The sequence below is a fragment of the Bacteroides pyogenes DSM 20611 = JCM 6294 genome, from assembly GCF_000428105.1.
GTDB classification, from domain to species: domain Bacteria; phylum Bacteroidota; class Bacteroidia; order Bacteroidales; family Bacteroidaceae; genus Bacteroides; species Bacteroides pyogenes.
The window spans coordinates 12176-31797 of record NZ_ATZH01000039.1; the positions used below are offsets into that span (position 1 = coordinate 12176).

A 19622-nucleotide genomic window follows, 5' to 3' on the forward strand; every position below is an offset into this window, starting at 1 on the left:
TCATAATGCCCGCAAAAGTACATAAAATAACGATTGCGGCAATGGGTTTGGTTATGAATCTTCCCCTTGCTTCCCGTCTTCTTTTTATCGGTGTATCGACTCGAAAAAGGAGTAGCATGCCTGTTTTCTTCTGCTTCCCGGACTTCTTTCTATCGGTGGTATGATTCGGAGTAAGAGGGAGTTTTTTCATTCTCACCTATTTCTCCGTTTCTTTCTACCGATGCAGAAACCCGGATTAGAAGCAGGGTTGTTCGCTTCTATTTGTTTCTTCAATTCCTTTTATCGGTGCAGCGGCTGGTTGAAGAAAGTCGAAACAGCCTGTTCATATTTGCTGAGGCTGGTACTCTTGCGGATGCTTTTGGCTACCTTCCGGTCTATTCCTGCCGACGGATATTCCCAGAAAGTCTTCATCTTGTTCAACAATTGAGCGTCTCCGCCTTCCAACTGCGAGGCATATCCTTCGAAAACCGCTGTGTGCAGCACTTTCATCCTTTCCCAGTATTCATCTTCTCCGAGCGTCCGGTTCTCTTTATATTCCAGCGCTAATGCCGGGCGTGCGAGAAGCCCGCGTCCTATCATGACGCCTGCCAGATGCGGGAAAAGCGTGGAAAGATGCCTGATGTCAGCAGTGCCGGTGATATCTCCGTTGTAAACCAGCGGGTGACGGCAAACTTCGTAGAAAGTGCGGAATCCCTCCATGTCCGGCTTCCCTTTGTATTGTTGCATTCCTATTCGCGCGTGCATCGTGATTTGTCGTAGCGGAACCTCATTCAGCAGGTCGGCCAATGCGAGGCATTCTTTCGGGTCTTCCCATCCCAGGCGCATCTTGACCGAGAAGTTGATTTCCGGGTGGCGGCGGATGATACGAAGCAGCTCTCTTACTTCGTCCGGATAAGGCAGGATGCCCGAACCGTTATGCCGTTTGGCAAGTAACGGGAACGGACAACCCAGATTCAGATCGGCTTCGCGGTAACCTTTCTCGATGAAAAGACCTAAAACAGCCTCCGCCTTCTCCGGTGTCGGGGCGATGAGTTGGGGGATGAGACGGGATACGCGATTCTTTTCGGGGCTGATGTCCCGTACGTCTTTGGGACGAAACGTTTCTTTCTCTACCCTCACGAAAGGAGTGTAGTAGATGTCTGCGCCTCCGAAAACGGCTTCGTGAGCATTTCGGTAAACGGTCTCGGTATATCCCTGCAAAGGGGCGAACTGTATGGATAGGGGTTGTTGCATTATTCTATATTTTTCGTCTCCGATTCTGCTTGAGGTCGTAGCGGAGCTGTGTTAAGGGATCAGTGGGTCGAGATGTTGGTTTCTCAGGTGTGGGATATAATCCGGAAGGCCACCGTTGTACTTCAACGACCATAGCGGTTCATAAAATATAATAAAAGGACATTTGTTTACTACTTTGCTAAAGTAAGGCTTTTATGCATGACAGAAAGCTTTTTACGTTCTAAAATGTCTTAAAAAGTTTCGAAGAATGCCTTTTCAACAAAATTAATATCAAATCAACAAAATTGTAGGATGCATGAACGTATGTGACAGAATGTTGTATAAAAATGAATGGAAGATCAGCGGTAGAAAGCTACCTTTGAGTGTTGAAATCTATTCATGAAAAATATAGTCTTTTCAATAGCGCTATTATTTTATACATTATCCTTCCCGGAGAAAATGAAATGACCGAAACAGCATTATAATTATATCCTAATAATATATTTATTCAGTGAGGACTAAATTAAGATAAAATCCTTGTTTTAACTATCTGCAAGACTTGATTCCGCAATTCTTGGTATTTGTAGAATATTGGTTTTACCCAAAATATAAAGCTAACCCTAAATTTATTATTATGTATAAATTAAAAGAATTATTTTTAATGTTTATCCTCGCTTTTGTCAACATGTCGGTGTATGCGCAAAGCTTGACAGTTACAGGTAAGGTGGTCGATAGCGAAGGATATGAAGTGATTGGAAGCAGTGTTACTGTTAAAGGTGCTGTCGGTATCGGAACAGTTACCGACATTAACGGTAACTATACCTTGAAGGTGAATGACGCATCGAAAGATGTGCTGGTGTTTTCGTATGTGGGAATGACTTCGCAAGAGGTGAAAGTCAACATGCGTAGTGTTATTAACGTGACATTGAAGGCTGATGCTGTGATGCTGGATGAGGTCGTTGCCATCGGCTATGCCACAGTGAAGCGAAAAGACTTGACCGGTTCGGTAGCTTCCGTGAATAGCAAAGAACTTTCCAAAGTCCCTACAGCCGATATAACCCAAGCATTGGCCGGACGTATGGCAGGGGTGCAGGTTATGCAGACTGAAGGCAGCCCGGGAGCCTCTATCTCTATCCGTGTTCGCGGAGGTATTTCTATTACTCAAAGCAATGAGCCGTTGTACATCATCGACGGTTTTCCCAGTGAAGATGGCATGTCAACTCTCGATCCGGCGGAAATTGAAACCATCGACATCTTGAAAGATGCTTCCGCTACAGCCATTTATGGCGCGCGGGGGGCCAATGGAGTTGTGGTAATTACTACAAAGAGCGGAGGCAAAGGCGGTAAATCTACGGTAACATTCGACAGCTACGTAGGTTTTAAGAAGATAGCGAAGAAGCTGGACGTACTTTCTACTTCCGAATTTGCCATGCTGGATTATGAGCGTCGCGTTTACAGCGCTGCTACCCCCGAAGACTGGGATAAAGCAACAAAGGCTTTTGAGAATCTTTACGGGAAATATAGTGAGATTGAAGCGAATTATGCTGATCGTAAAGGTTTGGATTGGCAGAAAGAGACTTTGGGGCGTACGGCATTGACACAGAACTACCGCGTAGGGGTTTCCGGAGGTACGGATAAACTGAACTATAATCTGGGATATTCTTATTACGATGAAGAAGGCGCCATGGTATATAGCGGGAGCAAAAAGCATAATATTTCGTTCAATATGAATCATAAATTGAACAATCGTTTAAGCGTTAATGCCCGTATCAGCTACGACCAGATGAAGATTTACGGTATGGGTACTTCCGAAGGAGGCGACCGCTTCAATAAGATGCAGCATATTTTACAGTATCGTCCTACAATAGGAATCAATGGAACGGATGATATGTTATTGGAGGATGAAGATCCTATTTTTTTGGACGATGCGGGGAATGTAATGCAAAATCCCTTGCTTTCTGCGGCAGAGGAGACAAATGATCGTGAATATCGTACGTTCCAGGCTAACGGAGGCTTTACATTGAAACTGCTTAAAGGTTTTTCATTCCGTAATACGACAGGTATGCGCTATCAAACACGTCGTAACGGTATTTTTTACGGAGATAAGTCAATAATAGCCAAGCGTTCCAGCATTAATGGCAGTATTCAAAATCTGGAGAACGGAAGTTTCCAAACATCGAATGTCTTGAACTATAAATGTTCCGGGAAAGGACACGATGTGACTGTTATGGTAGGTCAGGAGTATGTGAACCGTTGGAACCGCCATTTTAAAGCAGCGGCTGCCAACTTCCCGAACGACGACATAGGCTTGGCAGATCTTTCATTGGGATTGCCTACCGAAGTTGCATCTGGCGAAAACTACGATGATAAACTGCTTTCTTTCTTTGCCCGTTTCAACTATAGTTTCAAAGATAGATACTTGCTTACTGCCTCGGTTCGTGCCGACGGCTCTTCTAAATTCGGCAAGAATAATAAATGGGGTTACTTTCCGGCATTCTCTGCCGCTTGGCGTCTGGGAGAAGAAGAATTTATGAAAAGACTGAACGTGTTCTCTGACTTGAAAGTTCGTTTGGGTTATGGTATGGCAGGTAACAACCGTATTGGCAATTATCTTAGCCTGGCGGTCTTGAATTCGGTTACTTATCCCAATGGAGACTCCACCCAATCGGGTTATGTATCCAAACAAATCCCTAATCCCGATTTGAAATGGGAAGCCAATAAGACCTTTAATTTTGGTTTTGACTTCGGATTCTTCAACCAACGCCTGACAGTTTCTCCGGAATTCTACATAAACCGTAGTAGCAACTTACTTCTGAATGCGAAATTACCCACTTCATCCGGATATAACAAAATGGTGATCAATGCCGGTGAAACGGAAAACAAGGGTATTGACCTGACTGTCAATTCGGCCAATATTGTCACAAAAGGATTTACTTGGAATACAACGGTAACTTTGTCTCACAACAAGAACTCTGTAAAGAGGCTGACGGGTGAAGAGGTACAGTTGTGGGAAGCTAATTTCGGATACAATCAGAATACTCACATCATCGGTGTACACCGGCCGCTAGGGCAAATGTACGGGTATGTGACAGAGGGCTTATATCAGGTATCCGACTTTGATTATGATGCGGCAACCAAAACTTATCATCTTAAAGAGGGTGTTGCGCATGCCGGTGATAAAGGCAATGTAAAACCGGGAATGTGGAAGTTTAAGAACATAGACGGCAGTGAAGATAATAAGATTACCGAAGCAGACAAAACTGTCATCGGTAACGCTTATCCGAAAGTCTATGGCGGTATCAACAATACCTTTACTTACAAAGACTTCGATTTAAGCATCTTCCTGACTTATAGCTTTGGTAATGACGTTTTCAATGCGACCAAGCTGACCAATACCAAAACAGCTTTAAAGAACAAGAATGTTTTGGCTGTGGCCGAGTCTAAGAATCGCTGGGAGCTGGTCAATAAATCCGGCGAATTGATTACAGATCCGCAAGAGATGGCCGCTGTTAACAAAGGAAAGACCGTTGCCGCTATTTATGATAACGAAGTGGGTGATACTTATATTCATTCATGGGCTGTGGAAGACGGCTCTTTCCTGAAGTTGAGCAATGTTACTTTAGGCTATACTTTCCCCAAGAGAATGATCGGTAAATCTGGTTTAAGCAAACTGCGCATTTATGCTACGGGAGCTAACTTACTGACATGGACTAAGTATTCCGGATTCGACCCTGAAGTTTCCACAATGGGATATAGTTTGACTCCGGGCGTTGACTTTGGCGCTTATCCAAAGAGTCGCTCGTTTGTGTTTGGTGTTAATTTAGCATTCTAATGAACCTTAAAAAGAGAATACAATGAAAAAATATAAAATGATTGCGCTTGGCGCATTGTGGATAGTAGGATTTAACGCTTGCGAACTGACGGAAAAACCTACTTCTTACTATGAAAAGGATACTTTCTTTAAAACAGCAGATCAGGCTAAAATGTCCGTGATAGGTATTTACGATTGTTTATCTATAGACAAGCATTATGGACAGTTTGAGATGGCCATGCCCGCTTCGGACGATACCTATTATATACAGGGAACAGGTACGGACAATACCCGACGCGACATCGCTCATTATATGGTGAAACCGACCAATACGTGGATTGCGGATCTTTGGGAATACAAGTATCTGGGCATCGACCGTGCCAATTTTGCTATTGAAGGAATCGAGAAGATGCCGGGCTTTGAGGGAGACGCCTATTTAAAGGAACTGGTGGCGCAAGCTCGTTTCCTGCGCGCTTTCTTGGCATTCGACTTAATTAAGTATTGGGGCGACGTACCGTTTAAAACGACCTATACTTCCGGGTACGAGAGCGCTTTTAATGGGCGTGTAAGCCGTGAGGAAATCTATAATCAGATCATTGCCGATTTGACTTTCGCCAAAGAAAACCTGCAGAAAGGAAGCGCTTCGCTTTCACCCGAAGTTCCTTCACAAGGAGCCGCCCATGCACTACTGATGCGTGTTTACTTGCAGCGTGCCGGTTACAGCTTGCAACAGGACGGCGCCCTGACTCGTCCTGACGAGGTTAAGAGAAACGAATATTTCAATGCTGTAATTGCCGAATGGAGCGCTTTCCGCAGTAAAGGTTACCATGACTTTTATGAAGGCGGTTTCAAACAATTGTTTATGGATTATTCAGCCGGTATTTTGAATTCGAAAGAAAGCTTATGGGAGATTGCTTTTAACCCGACCGGAATGGGATACAAGGATAATGCCGGCACTTGGGGAACCTATAACGGTCCGAAAGTGGAGGCGCCGGGGAAGAATGCTGCCCCGAATACATGGGGGCGTGCCAATGCTTTTTTCCGTGTGGTACCCGCATGGAAGAATTTCTTCGAAGCCGGTGATGAGCGAAGAGACGTAATGGTATGTACCTACCAGTATAAATGGGATGCGAAGAATGCAACCCATAAGAAAGTTGAGAATGCAAAACCTACCGATTGGTATCCGGGCAAGTGGCGCAGAGAGTGGATGCCCGGAGGATTTGTTGACCCCAATAATACGGGGGTGAACTACTGCCCGCTGCGTTATGCTGACGTCGTATTGATGGCTGCCGAAGCGTATAATGAAACCGGTAATACTCCGGAGGCTTGGAATTTGCTGAATACGGTGCGTGTCCGCGCAAAAGCGACTCCTGTCACAGATGCCAACTACGCCGCATTGCTGAAAGCTCCTCATGTGTATGACTTGCCGTATATTAACGATGAAGATGCTGCCGGTAAATTCCGTACGGCTCTTTATTGGGAGCGAGGCTTTGAGTTGGCTTTCGAGGGGCAACGTAAGTATGACCTGCTGCGCTGGGGGATTTTGGATAGTACATTAAAGCTTTTCCAGAAGAATTTAGATCAATCGCTCAAAGGAAAATATGTGGCCGGCGATAAGTTTATCAAAGGGCAGCACGAGCTTTTCCCGATTCCTTTAGGAGAGTTGCAATCTAATCCGGCATTGAACAACCGGAATAATCCGGGGTACGAATAAAACAACGAAATATAGCATTGATGGAGAAATCGTAGCGCCGGATTTATACTCTCTCCATCGTGCTTTTGAAAAAAACTTCATAGATGGATAACAGATTAAAGCTACATGCAATGAACCACCTATCATTACTCATTTTGCCTCTTTCAGCCGTCGGTGTGGGTGCTTGTGCTTCGAGCAAACCGAAAGAGGAGACGAAGCGTCCGAACATCATTTTTATGATGACGGATGATCATACTACGCAAGCCATGTCCTGCTACGGAGGACGCCTTATTCAAACACCGAATATGGATAGAATTGCCAACGAAGGAATCCGCTTGGATCATTGCTATGCGGTCAATGCCCTCTCCGGGCCGTCAAGGGCTTGTATATTGACCGGTAAGTTCAGCCATGTCAACGGGTTCACCGACAATGCCAGCGTTTTTGACGGCAACCAACAGACTTTTCCCAAGTTGCTGCAAAAGGCAGGCTATCAGACTTCCATTGTCGGGAAGTGGCATTTAATTACAGAGCCTCAGGGATTTGATTATTGGTGTATCCTGACCGGACAGCATGAACAGGGAGATTATTATAATCCCGACTTCAATGAGAATGGACGGCAGATTGTGGAGCAGGGTTATGTCACAGATATTATTACAGACAAGGCTATTGAGTATCTGGAACACAGAGACAGGAGTAGACCGTTCTGTATGATGTATCATCAAAAAGCTCCTCATCGCAACTGGATGCCCGCACCCCGTCATTTGGGGATGTTCAATAATACAACCTTTCCCGAACCTGCCACGCTTTTCGATACGTACGAAAACAGAGGGTCTGCGGCCAAGCAACAGGATATGTCTGTTGAACATACGCTGACCGACGATTGGGATTTGAAACTGCTGACCCGTGAAGATATGCTGAAAGATACCACCAACCGTCTGTTTCAGGTTTATAAGCGTATGCCCGCTCATGTGCAGGATAGATGGGACTCCGCTTATGCGCAGCGAATCGCCGAATACCGTAGCGGCAAGTTGAAAGGAAAGGAACTGGTAAGCTGGAAATACCAGCAATATATGCGTGACTATCTGGCTACGACAGTCGCTGTGGACGAGAATATAGGGCGTTTGCTGGATTATCTGGAGAAAACCGGTGAACTGGATAATACGATTGTCATTTATACATCAGATCAAGGTTTCTTTCTGGGTGAGCACGGGTGGTTCGATAAACGCTTTATGTATGAAGAATCGCAACGTATGCCTCTGGTTATCCGTTATCCGAAGACCATAAAAGCCGGTAGTGTTTCGAAGGCCATTGCCATGAATGTCGACTTTGCTCCTACGCTGTTGGATTTTGCAGGAGCGGATATACCGGAAGACATTCAGGGAGAATCTCTGAAACCTGTTCTGACCAATGAAGGCAAAATACCCGACGGCTGGAGAAAAGCGGCTTATTATCACTATTACGAGTACCCGGCAGAACATTCGGTAAAGCGGCATTACGGAATCCGAACGGCGGAGTTTAAGCTGATTCATTTCTACAATGACGTAGACGAATGGGAAATGTATGACTTGAAGAACGACCCCGGCGAACTGAATAATGTATTCGGAAAACCGGAATATGCGGACAAACAGGCGGAACTTATATCGCTGCTGAAAGATGTTCAGGAGCAATACAACGACAACGACCCCGATGAGAAAGTGAAAGAACTGTTTAAGGGCGATAGACGTTTTGTAAATAAAAATCGTTTCCTCCCATGAGATGTTCATAGCTTCTCTCCGCTTCCGGTTACGGCTTTTCCGTTCTCTTCATACACCGGTAGCCGGAGCGGTCTCCGTGAGCAAAAGTGTATCTGCCCTTTCCCGTATCCTTTTTCTCTGACTTTTTTATTCTGTTATTATTCAGGGATTTATATTTTCGATTCGGCAGGTATGTTTTGCTGTTTCCGTGTGCATATATACTCACCGTGGTAGCCATATATACTCACCGCGGTAGCCATATATACTCACCACGGTAGCCATATATGTCCAGCGTCGTGAATATATATATGCAACAAGATGGGTGTTTTTATCCCACATTATTATAGATAGGTGTTTGAGCCAATATTGATTAATTGGCGCTAATTCTGTAGAAAACTCACCTGCAGAAATAATATTAGTAAACTTTTAAACAAAAGAAAGCCTTTGTTAGTTGCAAAGAATTAATTTAGTAAACAGATATCCTTAATTTTAGTGTTTTATGAGACAATTACCTTTATTAATGTGTACTTCCTTTTACGGATTGTATTCCGTGCAGGCAGAGGCAACGGACAGAAAAAATGAAAGACCAAATATTCTTTGGCTCACTTTTGAAGATACCAGTGCATACGAATTCGGCTGCTACGGCAACAAAGGGGTACATACTCCCAATGCAGACAGTCTTGCTTCTTGCGGCATACAGTTTATGAACGCATGGTCTGTAGCTCCTCAAAGTTCGGCAGCCCGTTCTTCACTTATCACCGGCTGCTATTCGAGCACCTACGGAATGGATATACATCCCGTACCCTATGATACACCAGCTGATATTTTCTTTCCTCAAAAATTACGCGAGGTCGGATATTATTGTACTAACAATAGCAAGACACACTACAACTCCACCACCGATAATAAAATATGTTGGGACGAATGCAACAATAAAGCCTCGTACAATAGCTCAAAACGAAGAAAAGGACAGCCTTTCTTCGCTGTATTTAATACAGTAACCTCACACATGGGGCGTATCCGTACTTTCCACACCGACGGACGTAGAGATTATACGCAAGAAGGCATATACCCGGCATTAGTTTCATTGCCCTCCTACATCCCCGACTTGCCGGAAGTACGCTCCGATTACGCCGGCCATTTGGAGGCAGTACAAGACGTGGACACCTGGTTGGGCTTCTTTCTGAAAGACTTGAAAGAGAAAGGATTGGATGAAAATACAATTATATTTTTCTTTAGTGACCATGGCGGTTGTGTACCCCGTGGCAAAGGATATTTGTACGAAAGTGGCCTAAGAGTGCCTTTGATAGTTTACTTCCCACCCAAATGGCGACACTTGGTAAACAATGGTACGGGCAAAGATTATGGGTTAGTTAATTTTACAGATTTGGCTCCTACCGTACTCAGTCTTGCAGGCGTAAAACCATCCAAACAGATGCAAGGTAAAGCTCTTTACGGCAAGTTTGCAAATAAAGAAAAACGTGAACTACAATTTGCCTTGGCAGCTAACCAATTACATCATTTCATGCCGGTACGCGCCGTCACTGATGGGCGCTTTAAGTATATCCGCAGTTATATCCCCTACCGTCAGTTCGCCTTGCGTAATTATTATCAATGGGGAATGCCGTCCAACAAAGCATGGGATAAACTGGTATTGGGAGGACACAATACCAATCCTGACTGGCAGCAGACTTTCGAACCCCATCCGGCAGAGATGCTGTTTGACCTTGAAAAAGATCCGGGTGAACTGAACGACTTATCCGGTACTTTCCAATATGCAGAAATATTGTCCAAAATGCGCCAAGCACTATCTGAGCATATACGTACTACTGGTGATCTGGGATTCTTCCTTCCCACTTCACGTACCGGACATATACTCTATAATAAGGTACGTAAGGAAAAATACCCCTTGAATGAACTTTATAGCCTTGTTGAAACAGCAGGAACTGCAACTCCCGCTTCCTTGTGCATGTTAGAAAGAGCAATTGGCAGTCCACTACCCGAAATGAGATTTTGGGGAGTAGTGGGTTATGCCAAGCTTGCCAGAGAAAAGCAAATTACTTCTTGTCCTCAAGGCCTATTGGAACTCCTTCAAGATGATAATCCCTACATCGCTTCTGAAGCCGCCTATGCGGCGGCATATTTGGGTAAAATACAGGAGGGTATTGCTCGCCTCATTACCCCAGCGCAAGAAAAGCATAGAAAGATAGGATACTCATCACTGGAATGTCTATCTTTGGATCCTGAAATGAGAAGTTATATTCTTCCGTTCCTAGCTGAACTGAAAGAAGCAGCGGAAACTCTGCCACGTCTTGAGAACGAAGATGCCGGACTCATGGCACGAGGCATTCTTGTGAACCTGGGTGAGATGGATATAAAAGACTTGTATGGTCCTGAAGCATATCAAAAAGGTTTAAAACTAAACTATGGTCGCAGACCGATAGTGCCTTTGCCTTATTGAAGATAAGCCACAGGGAATAGGATATTGTTTGTTAGGGTGCCGGTTTAACATTTTAAAATTAATATTGTTTTGGAGTCCACTTCATTTCGACTTCATCTTTGCATCATAGATAAAAAAACTCTAAGATAAAATTTGGGACTGATAAGAAATACGAAGTTGGGAAAGCTAGGACTTTTGTACAAAAATAAAGAGAGGAGCCTCACGGTTCCTCTCTTGCGATAATTTGATTAAAGTCGATTTTTTTAGATTCTTTAATCTGCTTGGGGGTAAAATATATCTTTTATTCAGTTACATGAATCGTCAGTTCTCGAATCACTTCTCCGCCGTGGTGGAGGTAGTTCGCATTGTTGGCTACAAACGTAGCGGTATATGTACCTGCTTCTTTATAGGTATATGTATAGCTCGGCACCGACTGGGTGATGTTCTTGATGCCTACACCCATGTCCGGATTACAAAGATTGTCGATGGAGATGGGGTCGGATACCAGCCAGCTGTACTTCAAGTCTGCATCCTTAGCGGACGAATGTATATAGAAGTTGTTAAGCGTAGCCAAATTCCAGATACCCGATATGTTGTTGGTTACGTATCCATACTCTTTGTTGTCCGGTTGAGGTTTATACACGGCTTTCTGCTGATCTTTGAAATTTTTCTTGTTGTCCATGTTGATGGGCGTGAAACCGAAGCTGTTTGCCGGCTTTGTTTCGGCCTGTCCGTTGTTGAAAGCTTTGTCGATTTGCATTTTCAGAAAGTAGAACTTCGATTGCGGCTTCGCATTCGAAACCCCTTTGTAACAAATAGCCAGAGTAATGTTCTTTCCGAGGTAGGGTTTTAAATCGATGTCGTATTCGGTAGCGTCTTTCTCACTGCCTACCGCTTGCTGGGGCAATTCGGCTTTCGGAACCAGTTCCGACCAGGCAAAGCTCTCCACCAGTACCGAATCAGCCTCGAAGTTATTCTTGGCAATACCGGGGAAAGAGTCGGAAATATACATGGATAAGATATCCTTCGCTTCTCCATACTGCGCCCATACGCTGAATGTAAGGTTGCACCTCAATACATCGGCCTCGGTCATTTCCGTACGGTCTTTGTGGGCGTATTCATATCCGGTTTCTCCACTGAAGAAAGTGATGAAGTCGGGGTCACCACTGAAATTGAACGTAACGGGCGTACCCTTTTTTACGGTCACGGTCTTTCCGTCGAAACCGACGTTCTCTTCCGCCGCTACGCTTACGCGCAGTTCGGTATCTTGTTTCAGCTCTTTGTCGCAGGAAGCGACAAAGGCTCCCATGACACCTGCTAAGATTGCTAATTTATATCGTTTCATCTTTTGCTTCTTTTTTAAAGTATTCTCTTTGGGGGTTTACCATCCCGGGTTGTTACGGTTAATCTGTTTGTTCACCGCTATTTCGCTTGCCGGAATAGGGAAGTAGTTGTAAGCCTGTGAAATTTGGAAGTATGTGTATACGTTCGATGCTCCTTGCGTCCAAGATCCTCCGGCTTGCGCAACGGGTGCAAGTTCGTTCATTTTTTCGATGTACTCTCCCCAGCGGATGAGGTCGAATCGGCGGGTGTACTCAAAACAGAGCTCCATGGCACGTTCGTCTTTCAATGCATTCCGGAAGCCTTCCTGGTCGAGGCCTGATAAGTCGGCGGGAGTAGCTTCCATGCCATTCTTGTTACGACGGGCACGTTCTCTTACTTTATTGATGCAGTCGTAAGCCAAAGCGTTCGGTCCGCCGTTCAGCTCATTCTCGGCTTCGGCAATCATCAGCAGCACATCCGAGTAGCGCAGAAGCGGGAAGTTGATGGATGTATCGTTCTTGCTCTTCTTGACAAGCGTGGTGCTTTTGGTGTTTTCGTATTCGCGGCGATACTTCGCGCATACCCTGTTCCGGTTGTTGTCCGAAGCCTGCTTGGTCTTTTCGCGGTCGCCTTTTTTCTGCTTATCGTCTGCCGGTCCGTAGCTGTAAGATTCGTCGAAGTATTGTTTCTTTACTTCCGCCAACTTGCCGAACTCAAAGTAGCGTCCGTCTACCGTACCGCTGTTGGAGGAACGTGTATAGGTGAACGGCGCGATGCTCCAGTTGCAACGGTTGATGTCTCCGTTGGCTTCGTAGAGCTCGAGCAGTTTGGGAGTAGCGTAGATAAATCCGTATCCGAATCCGGGGTCTTCTTTCCCCAGCACGTTGGTCTGTGAAGAGTAGTCCCAACAGTTTATGCCGATGGTGTTCCCGATACGTCCTTCCGAACGGATGTCGTTGGAGCGGTTGCCCGCAAACTCTACTTCCCAGATGCTTTCGTTAGCCGTTGTATTGTACTGGTCGGAGCAGATGTCGATGAAATAGCTCCAATAATAAGGGGCGAGCGAGTGCCCTTCTTTCATCACCAACTGCGCGTAATGGCTTGCTTGCTTGAAGTATTCTTTCTGTACCTCCGGATTGGCGGCTACCTTGTCGCGGTAGTGCTCGCCGGCTCTGAACAGATATACTCTTGCCATCATTCCCCATGCAGCCGATTTGGAGATGCGTCCGGGCTTGTATCCTAACTCTGCCGCCGAACTCAGGTTGTTGGCGCATCCTGCCATTTCGGTGAGGATGAAGTCATAAATCTCCTGTTTGTCAGTCCGCGGTATCGACAGATTCTTTGCCTCTTCGGTATAAACAGTCTTGAAGGGAACATCGCCCCAGCACTGCACCAGCGTGAAGTAATAGAAAGCGCGAAGGAAGCGGGCTTCCGATTTATATTGGAGGCGCTCTTCATCCTTCATGTCAGGCACGGCATCGATATTCGCCAGAAACAGATTGGCACGGTTGATGCCTGCATAGAGGTTGAACCAGAGGGCAGTAACGTCCGGGTCACTGCTGTTGGCATTGTTGCAAATCAATCCCGTTTTATAGGGCGGGCGTCCGAAACCTCCGTAGTGTCCGAGGTCGTCTCCTCCGACGAGGAAAAGGTAGGAGTTCCCATAGAAAGGAGCTTGTTGCAGCGTGGCGTATACTCCCGTGAGGAAAGAGTAAGCGTCGTCCTTGTTCTTAAAGAAGTTCTTCGGAGTAATCTGATACGGATCTTTGTCGAGGAAGTCGCAGGAAGAAACGCCCAGTCCGAGAGTAAACAATACAATGAATATCTTGATAAGTTTCATAATGGATTTTCGTTTGATGAATGATTAAAAACCGATGTTTACACCAAGGCTGACAGAGTAAGCGCGAGGATAAGCAGAGTAGTCCAATCCGGGAGTCAAAGCTCCTTCGCGGATAGAAACTTCAGGATCGTAGCCTGAATAGCCGGTGATGGTCCATAAGTTCTGGGCAGCCACGTAGATGCGTGCTTTGTCCAGATGCCATTTCTTGGTGAGTTTGCCGGGAAGCGAATATCCCAGCGTCACCGTCTTCAGGCGCAGGAATGAGCCGTCTTCGATGACACGGCTTGAGAATACCCGGTTTGAACTTGAGTTTGTAGCGCGCGGAATGTTGCTGTTCGGGTTCTCCGGTGTCCAGCGGTCGGCATAGCTTGCAAACTGGTTCAAGTCGCGTTTCAGGTTGTTGGAACTTTCGAATATCAGGCGGTTGGCATTCAGAATGTCGTTGCCGTACGACCACTGCATAAATACGTTCAGGTCGAATCCTTTGTAGTTGAATGAGTTTGTGAAGCCACCCGTGTGTTTCGGTAGTCCGTTGCCAATCATCGTGCGGTCATTGTCATCGATTACTCCGTCTTTGTTCAGGTCGGCGTATTTCGGCATGCCGGGCTTCGTGTTGTTTTCCGCCGTATAGCGGGGAACGTTGCGCTTCAATACGTAGTTGTCGCCTTCTTTGTTGAAGTCTTCGTATTTGTAAGTGCCTTCGTAGATAAATCCGTACATCATACCCATCGGATGGTTGATTTTGGCGATGTAGTTGTATTGCGAATTGTAGTCTTGGTCGAACTTGCCGAAACTCAGCATCGAAGTTTGATTCTCCGATAGCGCCAATACTTTATTCTTGTTGAAAGCGATGTTGAAGTTGGTTGTCCAGCTGAAGTCCCTTTTCTTGATATTGGTAGTGTTCAGCGTGAACTCGAATCCTTGGTTGCGTACCTTTCCGATATTCTTCATGGAGCTTGTGTAGCCTGAAGAGAAAGGAAGTATGGCATTCAGTAGCAAGTCGCGGGTTGTTTTGCGATACCAGTCCATAGTCACGCCGATACGTTCTTGTAGGAAGCTAAGGTCGAGTCCCACGTTCCATTGTTCGGTCGTTTCCCACTTCAGGTCTCTGTTTCTGAGTGAGATGGGCACTACGCCTACATTGCCGGTATTGTTCTCGAACGGATACACACCGCTCGGAGTACTGTTGATCGAGATATAGTCGCCTGCTTTCTCCTTCAACAGATCGTACAGAGCGAACGTATCGTATTCGCCTACGCGGTTGTTACCCGTCAATCCCCAGCTTAGACGAAGTTTGCCGCTCGTGAGTGCCGGCTTCAGCGGTTTCATGAAGTCTTCCTCCATGAAGTTCCATGCGAACGAAGTGGAAGGGAAGTAACCGAAGCGGTTGTTGCCGCGGAATTTTGACGAACCGTCTGCACGGAAAGAGGCAGAAGCGTAATACTTCGATTGATAGTTGTAGCGGAACTGTGTGGGGAACGACAGCATCGCCCATGACGATTTGAATGAAGAGCTGCCGCCCGGCGTACCGGAGCTCATACCGGCCATTCCTAACGACTCTACGCCGCTGGGGATTTTCACCATCTTGAAGGAGTAGTATTCGTAATCGGAGTTCTGAAGAGACACACCGGTGGTAAGCGTAAAAAAGTGTTTCTTCTTGAGGTTGGTCTGATAGGTCAGCATATTTTCATTCAGCCATGTCAGGCGGCGGGAATTTACTTCTTCCGCATTAATTTTGTCGTTCGAAGTCGGGTTTCCGTAGCGGCTCTTCGAATTGTTGAACACGTCTGTGTTGCGTGAGTCGCTTGTGAAAGTTCCCGAGATTTTCAATTTCAGTCCTTTGATAAACTCATACTCGGCATATCCGTTGAACTGTATATAATTGGTGTAGTTCTTGCGGTAAGCATTGAGCAAGTCCATGTAAGGATTGAAACGATAGTCGGTGGTGGTGTTGATCGACTCGTCGACAAGGTTATTTTTCAGATACTCCAGCGGAGTGTCTGGAGCCGTTACCGGACGGTAGCCCCATACGTTGTAGAACAGGTTGTTCATGCCGCTGTATGAGTTTTGCGACGGAGAAGAACCGGAGCTGATGGTGCGTGAGTAGTTCACACCCAGATTGGCTCTCAGCTTTTTCTTGTTGATGGTGGTATTCATGCGTCCCTGCATACGTTTGTAATTGGAGTTGAGCACGATACCGTCTTGGTCATAGTACGACAGCGAAGCGTTGTAACGGATACCTTCCGAACCTCCTGTCAGTCCCACGTTGTGGCTGGTCATCCATGCCGAACGGAACACCTCGTCTTGCCAGTTGTATTGAGGAATGTTGCGGTAGTCGTCGAGCGTCCATTGTTTTCCCTCGTACAGTTGCAGATACGTAGAGGATACGACAGCAGGGTTAATTTCCTGTTGCAATTTCACGAACTCGTAGGCATTCATCAACGGGATAGTCTTTGTGATGTGTTGTATACCGAAGCTGCCGTCATACGATATCTTCGGTTGTCCGATAGTTCCTTTTTTGGTGGTAATCACTACCACACCGTTCGCTCCGCGCGCTCCGTAGATGGACGATGCGGCAGCATCTTTCAGAATATCCATCGACTCGATGTCGTTCGGGTTGATGGCGGCAGCCACTACAGGATCTTCCACAGGGAATCCGTCGATGACGTACAAAGGCGAGTTGTCTTGTGTCAGCGAGTTGTTACCGCGGATTACAATATTCATCTGTCCGCCCGGCATACCTTCGTTCGAGCTGACGTTCACCCCGGCGATGCGTCCGCCCAGCGTTTCGCTGAAAGAAGAAGTGGGTGTACTTAGCAGTTCCGCCATGTTGGCTTTCGCCACAGAGCCGGTCAAATCTCTCTTGCGCACTTCCTGATAACCTACGATAACTACTTCATCCAATGTCTTCGTATCTTCTTTCAAAACGATGAGCATGGGTTTCTGAGCGTCTACTTTTTGCTCGACAGTAGTGTAGCCGATGAAAGAAACAACCAATACCGAATTTTTATTAGGCGCAGCCAGAGAGAATTTGCCGTCTATATCGGTTATGGTTCCTTGAGAGGTTCCTTTTACTTGAACACTGGCCCCGGGAATTCCTTCTCCCGTTTCGTCTTTCACTGTACCTCTGACGGCAACTTGCGCGAATACAAATGATACAGAGAGCAGAACTAATCCGGCAAAGGAGAGCATCCTTTTCCCCATTTGGGTGGATAAACGTCTTTTCATATAGTAAAAATTAAGTGATTTTATAACTTTATCGTTGCAAAGATAATCCAATCCGCTTTTTCTTGATGGATAGAATTATTCATGATTGATACAAAATTGTACAAGGAAATTTATCAGAGAGGAGCATGGCCTATTGCCGCTTTTCTCTGTTTCCCGCTCTATTTGTCTACCTGTTCTCCTTTTCTTCCGTCAAATAGTCAGTTTGATTTTGAATTGGTTAGTACACTTGCTGTTTTATTTACGGTATATTTGTCAACTTGATAAGCGCAGGTCTGCTTTTGCACCGACCGATTTCCTAGTTTGCCTGGTTGTCTTCTCAACTAACGCCCTTTTCGGTCCGTCTTTTTATCGATCTGCTTTTGCGTCGACAGGAACTTCGGATTATTCAAGCTTTATTCCTTTTTTACTTTCTCCAGAAGTTCCGCCAGCTCTTTCGCTATTTCCGGATACTTGCGTGCCACGTTTGTTTTCTCCGACGGATCAGCTGACAAATCGTAAAGTTGCGGTTGTTTATCGTTGCCCAATTCTGTTTTTGTCCAAAACTCGAGTGCGGGTCCTTCGCTCGGCTCGATGTATTTCCACTGTCCTTTTATAATGGCTAACGTATTATTCAGATTCTGCTGGATGATGTAATCGCGGCTCGTGTCTTCTTTACCCAGTAGCGTAGCCAAATGTTCTTGGCTGTCGGGGGCGGCTCCATTTTTCAAGGGTTGTTTCAGCAAAGCGGCTAAAGAGGCGTAAACGTCTATCTGTGAGAAGAGAGCCTGCTGCTTGTTTGGTTTCACTTTGGCAGGCCACCGGAGGATGAACGGGATGCGTGTGCCGGCTTCGTATACACTGTACTTTCCTCCGCGATAGATGCCCATAGGCGTGTGTCCGTTCAGTAATTCGAGCGCGCGGTCTTGATAGCCGTCGTCAATGACGGGACCGTTGTCGCTAGTGAAAATAAATATTGTGTTGTCTGCGAGTTGGAGGCTGTCCAGTGTGTGCATGATTTCTCCGATAGTCCAATCGAGTTGCAGAATGACGTCCCCTCGGGTTCCTAAACCGCTTTTTCCGGCAAAGCGGGGATGGGGGACACGCGGAACGTGCACGTCTTGCGTGCCCATATAGAGAAAGAACGGTTCGTCCTTATGAGCGGCGATAAAGTCTTTTGCTTTGTTTGTAATCACATCGGCTATGTCTTCGTCTTTCCAAAGCGCCGATTTGCCTCCCGTCATCCATCCGATGCGGGGGATGCCGTTGATAATCGTGTTGTTATGTCCCTGACTGGGTTTCAGCGTAACAAGTTCCGGGTTCTCTTCGCCCGTAGGCCAGTCTCCGACTTTCTGCTTATAATTTACTGTAATAGGATCGTTCGGATCAAGTCCCACGACTCTTCCGTTCTCTACAAATACACAAGGCACGCGGTCTACTGTGGCAGGTATGACGAATTCGTAATCGAACCCGATGCTTTGTGCGTTCGGACTGATTTGTTTGTTGAAGTCGGTTCCTCCTTTCGGTCCGAGTCCCAAATGCCATTTGCCCACAACTCCCGTGGCGTATCCGGCTTCTTTCAGCATGTCTGCCATGGTGACGCAGGCGGTGTCGATGATCAGTTCCGAGTTGCCGGGAGCGATTCCCGTATTTTCCTGTCGCCACGGATACATGCCTGTGAGCAGTCCGAAGCGTGAGGGGGTACTTGTGGCGGAGGTCGCGTATGCGTTGGTGAATTGGACGCCTTGTCCGGCAAGCCGGTCTATGTTAGGCGTATTGACTTTAGTAGCTCCGTAGCAACTGAGATCGCCGATACCAAGGTCGTCGGAGAAGATGTAGATGATATTGGGCTTCTGTGCGTTTTGCCCGTTATCTTTTTTGCCGGCGTGGTTGCAGCCTGTCAGCAAAGCAACACCGGAAAGCAGAGGAAGTAGTTGTGAAATGTTTTTCATGACACTCATCTTTTAAAAGGGTTTGTCTGATTGCAAAGATAAACTGACTGACGCAAAAAGACCGAATGAAATGTACATGTATTGTGCAAAATTGTACAAACCTGCTTTGGCGGAGGCAAGTCAGTCCGAAATTCAAAAATGGCGGCTTTGAGGTTTCCTCCGGCAGTCAGTCTGAAAATCCGGTTCCATTTCTGATTCCTCTATGCGCACGATTTTGGTGTTCTAAATAGGGGGATATGGATGTTCTACACGTGCGACTTTATTCTCATATCCTTTGTTCGGAGCTCTTTTTTAAAGGAATCGCGGCATGACCGGGACCTCTCTGAACAGATTTTTGGAAGCCTCTCCCTAAGAAATTCTCGCGTTTATTTAGAAACTCGTTTGCTTAAATGCGAAAACCCTCTTAGGAGGAAA

The 19622-nt window shown here is 46.1% G+C and carries 9 protein-coding genes; 4 read left to right on the forward strand and 5 right to left on the reverse strand.

The genetic code is table 11. The annotated features are described in order from the left end of the window. Positions 1-279 precede the first annotated feature (279 nt). Positions 280-1233, reverse strand: a complete 954-nt coding sequence (locus C234_RS0110680; protein ID WP_027325763.1) for a tRNA-dihydrouridine synthase family protein — start codon at positions 1231-1233, stop codon at positions 280-282. A 613-nt stretch (positions 1234-1846) separates the two neighbouring features. On the opposite strand from C234_RS0110680, the gene C234_RS0110685 reads away from it, so the two are divergent. The 4 genes from C234_RS0110685 (at position 1847) to C234_RS0110705 (ending at position 10910) form a co-directional block, all read left to right on the forward strand. Next, on the forward strand, positions 1847-5044 hold the full coding sequence (locus C234_RS0110685; protein ID WP_027325764.1) for a SusC/RagA family TonB-linked outer membrane protein: 3198 nt from the start codon (positions 1847-1849) through the stop codon (positions 5042-5044). 22 nt (positions 5045-5066) lie between these two features. Further along, positions 5067-6737 carry a RagB/SusD family nutrient uptake outer membrane protein gene (locus C234_RS0110690; protein ID WP_027325765.1) on the forward strand — a complete coding sequence of 557 codons (1671 nt, stop codon included), beginning with the start codon at positions 5067-5069 and terminating at the stop codon, positions 6735-6737. Between the two features lie 110 nt (positions 6738-6847). Beyond that, positions 6848-8470, forward strand: a complete 1623-nt coding sequence (locus C234_RS0110695) for a sulfatase family protein (protein ID WP_027325766.1) — start codon at positions 6848-6850, stop codon at positions 8468-8470. Positions 8471-8948: 478 nt separating this feature from the next. Next, entirely contained in the window at positions 8949-10910 is a 1962-nt protein-coding gene (locus C234_RS0110705; protein ID WP_027325768.1) for a sulfatase family protein, read from the forward strand. A 280-nt stretch (positions 10911-11190) separates the two neighbouring features. Here C234_RS0110705 and C234_RS0110710 read toward each other — a convergent pair whose 3' ends face one another. The 4 genes from C234_RS0110710 to C234_RS0110725 all read right to left on the reverse strand — a co-directional run bounded on the left by C234_RS0110710 (position 11191) and on the right by C234_RS0110725 (position 19208). Continuing rightward, positions 11191-12234, reverse strand: a complete 1044-nt coding sequence (locus C234_RS0110710) for a DUF5017 domain-containing protein (protein WP_027325769.1) — start codon at positions 12232-12234, stop codon at positions 11191-11193. Between the two features lie 36 nt (positions 12235-12270). Then, complete coding sequence (locus tag C234_RS0110715) at positions 12271-14052, reverse strand: RagB/SusD family nutrient uptake outer membrane protein (protein ID WP_027325770.1); 1782 nt, start codon at positions 14050-14052, stop codon at positions 12271-12273. A gap of 24 nt (positions 14053-14076) precedes the next feature. After that, positions 14077-17244 (reverse strand): SusC/RagA family TonB-linked outer membrane protein, encoded by a 3168-nt coding sequence (locus C234_RS0110720; protein ID WP_027325771.1) that lies wholly within the window; start codon positions 17242-17244, stop codon positions 14077-14079. 428 nt (positions 17245-17672) lie between these two features. Next, positions 17673-19208 carry a sulfatase family protein gene (locus C234_RS0110725; protein WP_027325772.1) on the reverse strand — a complete coding sequence of 512 codons (1536 nt, stop codon included), beginning with the start codon at positions 19206-19208 and terminating at the stop codon, positions 17673-17675. Positions 19209-19622 lie beyond the last annotated feature (414 nt).

Coding starts and splice junctions, on each gene's coding strand:
- C234_RS0110715 (WP_027325770.1), bottom strand. CDS start 14,052: ATGAAACTTATCAAGATATTCATTGTATTGTTTACTCTCGGACTGGGC.
- C234_RS0110725 (WP_027325772.1), bottom strand. CDS start 19,208: ATGAAAAACATTTCACAACTACTTCCTCTGCTTTCCGGTGTTGCTTTG.
- C234_RS0110680 (WP_027325763.1), bottom strand. CDS start 1,233: ATGCAACAACCCCTATCCATACAGTTCGCCCCTTTGCAGGGATATACC.
- C234_RS0110720 (WP_027325771.1), bottom strand. CDS start 17,244: ATGCTCTCCTTTGCCGGATTAGTTCTGCTCTCTGTATCATTTGTATTC.
- C234_RS0110710 (WP_027325769.1), bottom strand. CDS start 12,234: ATGAAACGATATAAATTAGCAATCTTAGCAGGTGTCATGGGAGCCTTT.
- C234_RS0110705 (WP_027325768.1), top strand. CDS start 8,949: ATGAGACAATTACCTTTATTAATGTGTACTTCCTTTTACGGATTGTAT.
- C234_RS0110690 (WP_027325765.1), top strand. CDS start 5,067: ATGAAAAAATATAAAATGATTGCGCTTGGCGCATTGTGGATAGTAGGA.
- C234_RS0110695 (WP_027325766.1), top strand. CDS start 6,848: ATGAACCACCTATCATTACTCATTTTGCCTCTTTCAGCCGTCGGTGTG.
- C234_RS0110685 (WP_027325764.1), top strand. CDS start 1,847: ATGTATAAATTAAAAGAATTATTTTTAATGTTTATCCTCGCTTTTGTC.